General features: G+C 36.5%; 10 protein-coding genes. 2 read left to right on the top strand and 8 right to left on the bottom strand.

The features are described 5' to 3' along the window. Positions 1 to 21 precede the first annotated feature (21 nt). On the bottom strand, positions 22 to 1,962 hold the full coding sequence (locus tag LC457_RS07515; RefSeq protein ID WP_223599286.1) for an oleate hydratase: 1,941 nt from the start codon (positions 1,960 to 1,962) through the stop codon (positions 22 to 24). 89 nt (positions 1,963 to 2,051) lie between these two features. Beyond that, the gene (locus LC457_RS07520) at positions 2,052 to 2,930 is read right to left on the bottom strand and encodes an AraC family transcriptional regulator (protein WP_223599287.1); all 879 of its coding nucleotides are present in this window, start codon (positions 2,928 to 2,930) and stop codon (positions 2,052 to 2,054) included. Positions 2,931 to 3,228: 298 nt separating this feature from the next. Between LC457_RS07520 and LC457_RS07525 the strand changes: the two genes are divergently transcribed. Further along, positions 3,229 to 4,410 (top strand): MFS transporter, encoded by a 1,182-nt coding sequence (locus tag LC457_RS07525; protein ID WP_223599696.1) that lies wholly within the window; start codon positions 3,229 to 3,231, stop codon positions 4,408 to 4,410. Positions 4,411 to 4,490: 80 nt separating this feature from the next. On the opposite strand, the gene LC457_RS07530 is transcribed toward LC457_RS07525, so the two are convergent. Next, positions 4,491 to 5,459 (bottom strand): YpdA family putative bacillithiol disulfide reductase, encoded by a 969-nt coding sequence (locus LC457_RS07530; protein ID WP_223599288.1) that lies wholly within the window; start codon positions 5,457 to 5,459, stop codon positions 4,491 to 4,493. 131 nt (positions 5,460 to 5,590) lie between these two features. On the opposite strand from LC457_RS07530, the gene LC457_RS07535 reads away from it, so the two are divergent. Next, a complete protein-coding gene (locus tag LC457_RS07535) occupies positions 5,591 to 6,232 on the top strand; it encodes a hypothetical protein (protein WP_223599289.1) in 642 nt (213 codons plus the stop codon). Between the two features lie 83 nt (positions 6,233 to 6,315). On the opposite strand, the gene LC457_RS07540 is transcribed toward LC457_RS07535, so the two are convergent. The 5 genes from LC457_RS07540 to LC457_RS07560 all read right to left on the bottom strand — a co-directional run bounded on the left by LC457_RS07540 (position 6,316) and on the right by LC457_RS07560 (position 11,932). Further along, positions 6,316 to 7,602, bottom strand: coding sequence for a glycosyl transferase family 1 (locus LC457_RS07540; RefSeq protein ID WP_223599290.1), 1,287 nt, complete (start codon positions 7,600 to 7,602; stop codon positions 6,316 to 6,318). 49 nt (positions 7,603 to 7,651) lie between these two features. Next, the gene (locus LC457_RS07545) at positions 7,652 to 7,960 is read right to left on the bottom strand and encodes a GIY-YIG nuclease family protein (RefSeq protein WP_223599291.1); all 309 of its coding nucleotides are present in this window, start codon (positions 7,958 to 7,960) and stop codon (positions 7,652 to 7,654) included. A gap of 54 nt (positions 7,961 to 8,014) precedes the next feature. Next, on the bottom strand, positions 8,015 to 10,555 hold the full coding sequence (locus LC457_RS07550; protein WP_223599292.1) for a YfhO family protein: 2,541 nt from the start codon (positions 10,553 to 10,555) through the stop codon (positions 8,015 to 8,017). Between the two features lie 31 nt (positions 10,556 to 10,586). Further along, positions 10,587 to 10,817, bottom strand: a complete 231-nt coding sequence (locus tag LC457_RS07555) for a hypothetical protein (protein ID WP_213280258.1) — start codon at positions 10,815 to 10,817, stop codon at positions 10,587 to 10,589. 65 nt (positions 10,818 to 10,882) lie between these two features. Continuing rightward, positions 10,883 to 11,932: a DUF6263 family protein gene (locus tag LC457_RS07560; RefSeq protein ID WP_223599293.1), complete on the bottom strand. Its 1,050-nt coding sequence runs from the start codon at positions 11,930 to 11,932 to the stop codon at positions 10,883 to 10,885. Positions 11,933 to 11,935 lie beyond the last annotated feature (3 nt).

The raw sequence follows: 11,935 nt of genomic DNA on the forward strand, positions 1-11,935 counted from the left end.
TTATATTTTCTAACAAATTCACTATCCCTTCACCCCTTTGACCCATTCCTGGAATCTGCCTACCTGTTCCATGATGAAAGATTCGTGTTCTTCTTTCTCTTCAGGACGGTTGACCAGAATATGTTCAAAATAAGTTCCTTTTAATACTTTTCTTATAATACCTTCTCCTAAGAAAGGTTTGTAGTCATTTAGAGCCTGGGTAGCTTTTAGTAAATGTCGGATATCATACTGTAACGGATTGATGTCCGGAACCTGTTTGTTAAGATTCAGAAGTTTGTAAACGGCTATTCTTGCTGTTCTCACAGAACTTTCCATAGTGAATACAACATCATTATTGGTCTCTACAAACTGTCCTACAAGACCTAAGTTGGTACATCCTTCAGGAACTACTCTCGGACGGTCTCCCTGCGCTCTCGGCATAAACATAGAAGTGATATAAGGCATAAATGCAGTACGTACAATTGTATTTTCTATCACGTTATCCAGCTGATCTGTTATTCCTAAGTGATAACATAGCTCGGCAAGAATCTCATTTCCGGTACATTGAGGCATTGTTTTTTTGATATAATTACCTTCTTTATCCATCAGTAAGGCATATACCCATACCACCAATATATCATCCGGCTGGGTTGGGAAGTGAGGCTGTCTGTTGCAGGTAAAACTCATTACCCAGTTAGAGTCTGTAATCGTAATGATTCCTCCTGTAGCAGTTCTTCCGGAATAAGGATCATTCACACACATTTCTTTCAGTTTCTCCGTAAATGCGGAAGGACGGCACGTTAAAGTTGCAGATTCCCATGAAGATTTTTCAATGTGACTACAGAATTTTTCAGGTTTCCCGAAAACTTCAGATTTCGCAGCAAGATTTTTCCACAGTTTCCAGCCTGCGCTTTGTCCTGCACTGCTGTTGTCTATAGTAACTTCAGGAACGGTATTGTTGTCTCCGTAAAAAGTACTTTCTGTCATAGATCCGGTTGTCACAATAACATAATCATCTTTACCAATCGGTATTCTTACTTCCTCTCCGTTTTGTTCAGTAATAATTCCTTCTACTGTTTTTCCTTCCGTATTGATATGGATGTCAAGATCTTTTACCAAAGTATTAAACTGGATTTGCACTCCTTTTTCAACCAGGAAGTTTTTTAATGGAGTTACATAGGTATCGTACTGGTTGTATTTAGGAAACACAAGACATGAAAAGTCTTTCATTCCGTCAATCGCATGAAGGAATCTGTGCATATAAAGTTTCAGTTCCAGTAAGCTGTGCCAGTTTTCAAAGGCAAACATAGAACGCCAGAAGAACCAGAAATTACTGTTCAGGAAGGATTCTACAAAATAATCTTCAATCGTAAGATCATCAAGCTCTTCTTTTTTCTTCAACAGCAGTTTTACAATGGCCAGCTGATCCTTTTTCTCAAGTCCGAATTTGCTGAAATCCTTGATCTGCCCCTGGTTATGAATTAACCTTGCTTTAGAATAATTCGGGTCGTTGTCATTAATAAGACGGTATTCATCCAGTACACTGTAAGGTGCAGGCAATTCAAGAGCGGGAATATCCTGGAACATATCCCACAGATTTTCATAGGTCATGTCCATTTCCCTTCCCCCACGGATAATATAGCCGTCTTTTGCATTACCGGCGCCATCCAGAGATCCGCCTTCAACATTTAGCTGATCGAGGAAAATAATGTTTTTGCCCGGAACACGTCCGTCACGGATGAAATAGTAAGCTGCCGACATTCCGGCAATCCCGCTTCCTACAATATAGATTTTACTGTTTTCATAAGACTGTAAAGGAATTCCTTTATTACGTTGATAATTTCCGATCTGGTCGGAGAAAGGCATTGTTTTTTCAGGAGTGTTAATCTGAACTTCTTTACTTGAATCCGGTTCGTGGTTTACTTTTCCAAATTGGTCAGAGGCATTTAAAACGTTGTCGAATTTTGAATTGATCGTACTCATCTTTTATTGTTTTTAATTAACAGTATAAAGGTAGCTCTATTCAAAAAGCGATATATATCCCCAATTTCAGAATTATTATCCCCAAATTCTCATGACTGAATATTTTCTTTATTTCTATACTCTGATGGAGAGAGGGCAGTATGTTTTTTGAAAAAACGTCCGAACGCAGAAGCTGAATTAAACTGAAGTTCAAATGCGATCTCTGAAATTGTAATATCAGAATTCCCAAGCATGACGTAAGCTTCTTTCAGCAATGTTTCATCAATAACCTCATGAGGTGTTTTTCCACTTGATTTTTTAATAATTTCTATGAGATATTTATTAGAAACATGCAGCTGATCCGCATAAAACTGAACCGTTCTCTCCTGTCGGATATTTTCCCTGATCAGTTTACTGAATTTCAGATAAAGGTCTTTTTTTCCATCCTCTTTTCCCGGAGTTGAAGAATTCTCTTGTTCCATAATCTCAGCGGTTTCCAACAGCAGATTGAAAATAATGGTCCGGATAATCTCTTCTGTAAATTTACCCTGCTTCTTCGATTTTTTTTCAAGATAATCCAGAAGGTTCTGGAGTAATGAAGAATTTTTTGAAGTAGTTTTTACAATACTGTAAGACCCTTTGGAGAACAGATTCATTTTTTCAATGATAAAGGGATTGGAAATATTTTTAATCAGAAAATTTTTGTCAAAAAACAACAGTTTCATAGTGAAGTCGTCACTGGTCTTTCCAAACTTTACAATAGTGGAAGGGGCAGCCATAAGAAAACTGTGTGCATCTACTTTATATCTCTGACGGTCTATCTCAATATTGATTTCTCCTGCAGTACAGATGCATAGCGCATAATAATCCATTCTGAAAGGAGCTTCAGGAAACTCAAAAATAGGTTTTCCGGAAGAAATATAGTAAGATTGCCGGCAGTCAATACTGTAAAAGGATAGTGTATCATGTAAATTTTCATAGGTTACCATTCTTACGTATTGGTTAAATTTTTATTGTGTTTTTAAGTGGTTTTAGTTTAAAACTTCTGTTGCTACTGCAATTTACGGTTTTTATAAAAGCTTTTAAGTTTTATGTAGTAAAAAAAACTTTTTTAGGATATGGCAGATAGTCTGTTTTTATGGAGGTTATTTATAAAAAAAGGGCCTAAATAAAGGCTTTTGGGTTATTTTTATCTAATTTTGCACTTTCAAATTTCCCCAAAATATTATTGTGAGACTAATTAACGTATATATAAGTTCTTTTAAAGGGCTCTCGCAGGAGAGTTGGATGCTGGCGTTGGTAATGCTCATCAACAGGGCTGGTTCTATGGTACTTCCGTTTCTGGGAGTTTACATGACTAATCATTTACATTTCAGTATTGAAAATTCAGGAATTGTACTGAGCTTTTTTGGAATTGGTTCGGTGATCGGATCATGGCTGGGAGGGATGATTACTGATAAAATAGGGGAATATAGGGTACAAAGTCTGAGCTTACTCCTCAGTGTTCCTTTATTCTGTTTAATTCCGCTTTTTACAACGGAAGCAGGATTGGCAGGAATTATTCTGGCTCAAAGTATTGTAAGTGAAACTTTTCGTCCGGCAAACTCAGTGGCGATTACCAAATATGCAAAACCTGAAAATATCACCAGAGCCTTTTCACTGAACCGTATGGCTGTAAATCTTGGATTTTCTATTGGGCCCGCATTAGGAGGTATTTTATCTGCTATTTCATATGAATTTCTATTTTTCAGTAATGCACTGGCTGCTTTGCTGGCAGGGCTGATGTATATCTGGTTTTTTAAAGACCGTGCAAGATTAGCTAAACAGCAGGCGAAAAAGGTAAAAGAAGCCATTGTTATTAAAAAAGAAAGTTCTCCATATCGGGATGGTAAATTTTTGATTTACTGTATATTCTGTATGCTATTTTCAATATGTTTTTTCCAGTTGTTCAGTACGCTGACCATATTTTATAAAGATACGGCACATATGAGTCAGCAAAATATCGGATATATTCTCGGATATAGCGGTTTTCTGATTGTATTGCTTGAAATGGGACTGGTACAGATTGCGGAGAAGTATTTTACTTTAGCTTTTACCATGCTTATCGGAACTTTCCTTTGTGGAATTTCTTATGCGATGCTGGCTTTCGATTATAGTATGATTACCCTTGTGCTGTCTATGACATTGCTTTGTGTAGGAGAAATATGGACACTGCCTTTTATGTCAACCATTACAGCATTGCGTTCAGGAGAGAATAATAAAGGTGCTTATATGGGATTGAATGGAATGTCATTCTCCATTGCATTTATCGTTACTCCTTATATCGGAACACTGATTGCCGAGAAATTAGGATTTAATACATTATGGATTGGAACAGGAGTATTGGCAACGGTTATTGCTATCGGTTTTTACTTTATCATTCCATGGATGCTTAAGGATAAGAATAAAGCGGAAGGAGAAATGATGTAAGTATTGAGTCAGTTTAAAAAATAAAGCTTCGGGCAATTTCGTAGAAATTGCCCGAAGTTTTTGCTATATATGAGTTGTTATTATTTAGATCTGGAAAGAATGGTATTGATAATCATACTGGCATGAATTCTTGAGTTTTCAATGAACCAGAGATGAGTATCTTTTCCTCCACACACCACTCCTGCAAGATAAAGATTCGGAACATTGGTTTCCATCGTTTCAGGATTATAGAATGGATTCAGGCAGTCTCCGTTGAGTTCAATACCTGAGTTTCTCAGAAAATTAAAATCAGGAAGATACCCCGTCATGGCCAGCACAAAATCATTATCAATTTCATGAATTTCTCCTTTCTCATCTTTAAAAACAACCGTGTTTTCTTTAATCTCGATCATTTCAGCATTAAAATGAGCCTTAATACTGCCTTCTGCAATTCTGTTTTCTATATCCGGTTTTACCCAGTATTTTACACTTTTGGAAATTTCGGAATGACGAACAATCATGGTTACTTCAGCTCCTTTTCTATAAGTTTCCAAAGCTGCATCTACCGCAGAATTACTTGATCCTACCACTACGATTTTCTGTTTTGCATAAGGATAAGGTTCGGTATAATAATGCTTGACCTTTGGAAGGTTTTCGCCGGGAATATTCATAAGGTTGGGGATATCATAAAATCCGGTAGCAATCACCAGGTTTTTGGCGAGATAAGTTGCTTTGCTTGTTTTTATCTCAAATAGCTCATTGTTTTTGGAAACACCCAACACTTTTTCATACAGATTAATGTTAAGATTTTTTTGTCTGGCAATTCCCTGATAATATTCCAGAGCCTCATGTCTTCCCGGTTTTGGAGCAGTGGAAATAAATGGAATTTCGTCAATCTCCAGTTTTTCCGCAGTGGAGAAAAAATGCATATATAAAGGATAATTGTAAAGAGAGTTCACAATGGTTCCTTTTTCTATGATTAAATGGCTAAGATTATTTTTTTTTGCTTCAAGGGCACAGTTCAAACCGATGGGTCCGGCCCCGATAATGAGAATATCGAACATTTCCATCTAACAAATGTACGATGTAATTTTTAAAATGAGAAGCTATAACCTATCAACTCTCATAGTCTTTATCTCTTTATATCATTTACTGCTTGGCATCAGTTTTGGTGTTTTTAATGAATTGCAAAATTAAAGATATGAGAAAATTACTTATTCCATTGGTTGTTTTAAGTTTTGTTGTAGCCTGTAAGAAAGAGGCTGGAAAACCCGTTCCCAATATGATAGATTCCATCGCACAAAATAAAACAGACAGTGCAGGTACCGTTCAGAATATTGTGAATAAAGAAGCAGTTTTGAAGCAGACCAATGATGAAGTTTTGAAAGCTCTGAAAAATAAAGATTATACCAGTTTTGCATTCTTGATCCACCCTGAAAAAGGAATCCGTTTTTCGATGTATGCTTTTGTGGATATAAAAGGAGACAAGCATTTTTCTAAAGCAGATTTTGAAAAATATCAGCCTACCAAAACGTTGTTTACCTGGGGAGCACATGACGGCTCTGGAGATCCTTATAAGGCAACGGTTAATGATTATCTTGGTAAATGGGTTTTTTCTAAAGACTTTACCGCATCTCAATATTCACTGAATAAATTCATTGGCGGAGGTAATTCTCTGAATAATTTAAAGGAAATTTATCCTAAAGATGACTTCACCGAAAACTACATCAAAGGAACCGAAAAAAATGGCGAAATGGATTGGAAAACACTCCGTTTTGTATTTGAAGAATTTCAGGGGAAATATTATCTGATTGCTGTGGTAAATGACCAATGGACAATTTAAAGTTAGAAGTTAGAAGTTAGAAGTTAGAAGTTGAAGTGGCATGTAAACTTCCAGCTTCCAGCCTCTAACTTCCTTTCTTTATATTATAAAATTTCAGTCAGTTGACGGGTTAGGTTTTTTCTTGAGAACTGTTCAATATGCTGAGTGTTTTCGAGAAGATTTCCGTTTTTCCAAAGGATAAATTTTTCAAGAATAAACTTCTTGACGTTTTCTGTATCCTGATAGCTGAAATGTTTTCCTGCCTGGGTTTCATCCAGAATTTTCGCTACATCAGCTTTATCCGGACCGAATGACAGAATCTGTTTTCCTGAAGCCAGATATTCAAATATTTTTCCGGGAATTATTCCTTTTGAAGATTCATTCGGGAAATTGGTAATGAGAAGCAAATCTGAGTTCTGCATTTCCTCTACAGCTTTTCCGTGTGCAAGATATCCAAGGTTCTGGATATGATTTTTCAGGCTTGAATTTTCGATAGACTGCAGGATTTTATCATCTATTCTTCCTACAAATTTCAATTTAAAATCAGTTGCAAATTCAATATTTTCCTTAACCAATTCATCAAGTGCTTTCCAAAGATTTTCAGGATTTCTGAGTTGCTCCAAAACACCGATATAACTTAGAGTAAATGCTTGATTTGTTTGTCCTTTTATACTTTTATCAGAATCACTTTCATCAAATCCGTTCGTAATACAAACCGCATTGGCTCCTGCTTTCCGGAAGTTTTCTGCATCGGTATAACTTGTAGCCAGAGTGATATCCGCATTTTTAAATACAGCACCTTCAAGCTGACGGTGCTTTTTATCTGAACTTTTGGTTAGTTTCAGATGTTTGTAATAGGAAATTTCTGTCCATGGATCACGGAAATCGGCAATCCATTTCAGATCAGGTATTTTATTTTTAAGTCCTAAACCAATCAGATGAAGCGAGTGGGGAGGACCAGAAGTTACAATCGTATCTATTTTGTTTTCTTTCAGGTATTTTTCCAGAAACTTAATAGAAGGTTTTACCCAAAAAACTCTGGCATCAGGAATAAAAAAATTACCCCTTACCCAGATCGAAAGTTTGGATTTCCAGCTTTGATTTTTTCCTACATCAAATTGTCCGGCCTTAAATTTTTTATTGCTTTTATTCAGTTTTTCAGCCAGCTGATAAGGTTCCCAGATCCTGGTTCTTACCATCTCAATATTTTCAGGAACATCTTTCATCAGCGTTTCATCCAGCAAAGGATAGCTTGGGTTTTCCGGAGTATAAATGACAGGTTTCCACCCGAAATCCGGCAGATATTTTGCAAACTTCAGCCATCTTTGAACACCAGGACCTCCCGCAGGAGGCCAGTAATAGGTGATAATCAATATTTTCTTCTGTTCCATTTTTTAATTTCTATGTCATTCTGAATGAAGCGGAGCGCAGTGAAGAATCTCACTCTATATCTTCATTGAGAAATTTCCAATCTGGATTGAATTCTTTAATTAAGTTTTCTTTCTTTTGTCTGGTCCAGCCTTTTATTTGTTTCTCTCTATTTATTGCTGTCTCAATGTCACCAAAATGTTCAAAATATATTAAATAAAAACATTTGTATTTTGAAGTGAAACTCTTTTCAATAGCTTCTGGATTTTTATGCCAGTATAATCTGTTCTTCAAATCGTTGGTAACTCCTGTATACAATACTGTCTTTATTTTATTAGTCAGTATATAGACATAGTAATTATGAGTACCTAACGTTTTCATTTGAGATTCTTCATTACGCTTCGCTTCATTCAGAATGACATTGTGCAATATTTTTTAAGGTTTTTGTTCAGCTAAAATTTCTTTTTTCTTGTTTTTGTTCATCCAGAAAATTCCAAATGCTGACAACAGGATGAATAAACCGAATGACAGCAGAGAAAGCCATTTTCCTTTTTCAATTACTTCAGGCTCAAATACCATTCTGATATGGTGGCTTCCTGCCGGTACATGCACTGCACGAAGCAAGTAATCTGCTTTCACATAAGGAACCTCTTTCTCATCTACCAGAACTTTCCATCCGTGAGGATAATAAACTTCGGAGAATACTGCTAATTGAGGCGTCTTCGATTGAGATTTAAATTCAAGTTCGTTCGGCTGGTATTTCGTAAGATTGATAAATGCTGTGGAGTCAGCCTGAACTGGTTTGTTATCAAAATATGATTTATCGGATGATGCAATAACTGCTGTTTTTTTGTTGTCGATAGTTCCGATGGATTTTATTTCCTGATTAGGAGTATCTACAAACTTTAAATCACTTACAAACCATGCATTTCCGTTGGCTTTTGGATTAGGAACAACCTGTGGCTGCTCAGGTCCTCCGAAAACCATATACTTGGCATTTAATAAGTTTAAAATATTAGGTGTTTTTACACTGTCTACATTATTGATGTATTCATTCAGAACATCATCATATCTTCTTAGTTTTACGGCGTGGTAACCACCAATTGATGCTTTAAAATAAGAGGTATTGGTTTCACTTGTCACACCCAGCGTCTGGTTGTAAATTCTGTAGTGTGTCTTGTCTTTTTCAGCAATTGTTTCCAATGTTTTGTTGATATTGACATTGGATAGAATGGATTCCAGATTGGGATTTCCCTGAACTTTTTCAGCCAGCAGATCTGAACTTTCTGTTTGGAAAGGATTTTCAGCAAAGATTTTATCTACGTAGTTTTCGTCATTCAGATAACGTTTGTTTACAGTCCATAGATCAAATAAGCTTACAACTCCAATTACTATCAAAGCAATATTCTGATTAAGCTTTTTCTTTAACGTTAAGAATAAGGCAGTAACCGTAATCGCTACATAAATAAATGCTTTTATGGCGTCTATTCTGAACAGTTTATATCTTTCATCTACAAGATAGTCCAGTAGGAAGGGAGGGAAGTAAGTCTTTTCGCCTTCTGTAGAAAAACCTAGTAATGATTTTCCGAAGATCAGAAGAATTAATAAAAATCCTAAAGTTCCGCCTCCAACATACATAAGTATTTTCTGCTTATATTCTTCAGTCAGTTTTTCGTCTGTGAAGAATCTGTATAGTCCCAGAATGGCAATTAAAGGGAATAATAATTCCACGACAACTAAAATTGAAGAAGGAGCCCTGAATTTATTATAAAACGGAACATAATCGATAAAGAAGTCTGATAATGGCATAAAGTTGCTTCCCCAAGCCAATAAAATAGTCAGGATAGAAGCGCCTAAGATCCAGTATCGGTATTTTTTTCCGGCAAAGAAAAATCCTAATAAAGCAAGGAAACATACAATCGCTCCCTGATAAGCAGGTCCTGAAGTCCCAGGTTGATCTCCCCAGTATGTCATTCCGCTGAAGCCTTTAGAGATTCTGTCCATTTCCGCCTGTGAACCTACATTTTCCTGAACCAGTTCCTGAACTCTGTTCATCATTTCTTTTCCTTCCGGTTCCTGACTTCCGCCACCCATCAATCTTGGAATGAAAAGGTTTAAAGTTTCAAGCTGTCCATAGCTCCACATCAGCATACTTTCTTTATCCATTCCGGATTTTCCTGAAGTATGGCTGTCGTTATCTAAGATCTGTTTTCCACGAACTGTTTCTTTTACATACTCAGAATTAGCCATGATTCTTTGTGAATTCATTCCAACTCCGATAATGCATGATGCTGCAATAATTCCTGATGAAATAAGGAAATGCTTCATCGGTGTCTTTTTCTGTATTGCTCTGATCAGTTCAGATAAGAATAAAAATCCTAGTGCAAGGAACAGATAATACGTCATTTGCGGGTGATTGGCCGCGATCTGAAGCCCCATAAAAAGAGTTGTGACAATGAATCCCCAGATGTATTGTTTTCTGATATAAACCAGTAAAATTCCGGCTAAAAGCGGCGCAAAATACTCAATGGTGTTTACTTTACCATTGTGCCCGGCTGCAATAATGATATAAAAATAGGTGGAAAGTCCGAAGAAAGTAGCTCCTAAAAGCGCATACTTCCAGTTCCTGACTACTACCATTCCCAAAAGGAAAAAACCTGCAAACAGAAGGAAAAGATAATTGACAGGTCTTGGCAGGAAATTCAGATTGCTGTCGATTTTCTTGATGATGTCCCCTTTGAACTGGCTTCCCATCTGATAAGTCGGCATCCCCCCAAACATGGAATCACTCCAATAGGTTTCATTTCCGGTATTCGCTCTATAGTCGAGCAGTTCTTTCGCTCCTCCTCTGTATTGCACAATATCGTGCTGGAAAAGCTGTTTTCCTGTAAATACAGGGGTAGAATATAAAAATGCTAAAACTATAAATACTACTAATGAAGCTGCAATATAAATGAAGTTTTTATTTTTTGCCATGCTGGTTATTATCTTTTATTTCCTGGAATGTTTACCTTTTGTCCTTACTCTCTTTCACCTCTTCATAGTCTACAGTTTCTGCATCCCATTTAAGGTTCTTTTTGTTATTCTTATTCGAGTTGTGTATGTCCTGCTGTCCGTTGTTTTGATTATTGTTATTAAAACGGTAACTATAAAATGTCTTAAAGAAAATCCTTTTCAGAATATTCCATACAAAGAAAATAATAATGGCAGTGAGTACTAACTCAAGAATGTACTTCATAATGTTAAAATTTAAAGTTCAGGGTTTACTCTTTAAAGGGTAAACCCTGAATGCATTTAATTCAGTTATTTAGCAGATGGGTTTACCATTACCGAAGAATTGGAAACGCTCTTCATAGACTGAGACTGTTTTCCATCAGAAATGGTTTCTATCTGCGTCGTTTTTACGTTGATATTCTGATTGGTGATCCATCCTGTGCTTTCGTCAAACTTAATGGTTCCGTTCTGAACCAGTTCACTGCTCAGGCTGTGTGTAATTGGTCCCTGAGCTTTCTTTTCAGTTTTCTTAGGAATACCTCCGGTTACCGCAATTTCTGCAGCTCCGTTTCCTAAGCTTTTCATTACATAATTGGAGGTTACTTTTACAGCCCCGCTAGCGTCTGCATTTTCGGAAGTAGACCATTTTTCACCAATTTTAACTCCTTTTTTAGGAATAATCATCAGGTTTTTATGGAATTGGTCTTTTAATACCTTTTCATTGAATGATTCTTTAAGGCTTGCTACAACACTTGCTTTTTGATTGGCATCTTTGATAAGAGTTCCCACTGCATTGGAAACTTTTGTGTAAACAGCATCAAATCCTGTGATAGAGATTACATTACCTTTTGTATCCATTTTCATGGCAAGTTTGTTTCCGGTAAGTGCTTTGTTTACATTCCAGATCATTTTAAGATCATCTTCTTTAGGAAGAGCAAGTTTGGTATCTACCACTACTGTTTTTCCCTGTGCAGATTGAGAATTTCTTTTCGCTACAAGATTAAGGGTCATTTCGTATACATCTCCTTTAATATCATTAACGACGAAGTTCATTTCATCCGTAGATTCGCTGGTTGCAGTGATGGATTTTCCCTGAGGATCCGTCATTGTTTTTACATCTCTCTGATAAGTGGTAAGAGGATACGTTTTCCCTTTTTCAAGTTTAAAAGTCTGTTTAATAACTCCTGCAGAATCTTTGATAGCCGGATTTTCTGCAACTTTTGCTACAGAATCAGCAGGAACTTCTACGGTTACCGTTTTCCCTGTTTTAGGATCTACTTTCGTTATTTTTGCTGTTTCTTTTTTACAAGATACAAGAGCTATCGATGATATAAGCGCAAGCGCTGCAATGTTCTTCATTTG

Origin of the sequence: Chryseobacterium sp. GVT01B (assembly GCF_019970045.1) — a bacterium.
Taxonomy (GTDB): Bacteria; Bacteroidota; Bacteroidia; order Flavobacteriales; family Weeksellaceae; genus Chryseobacterium.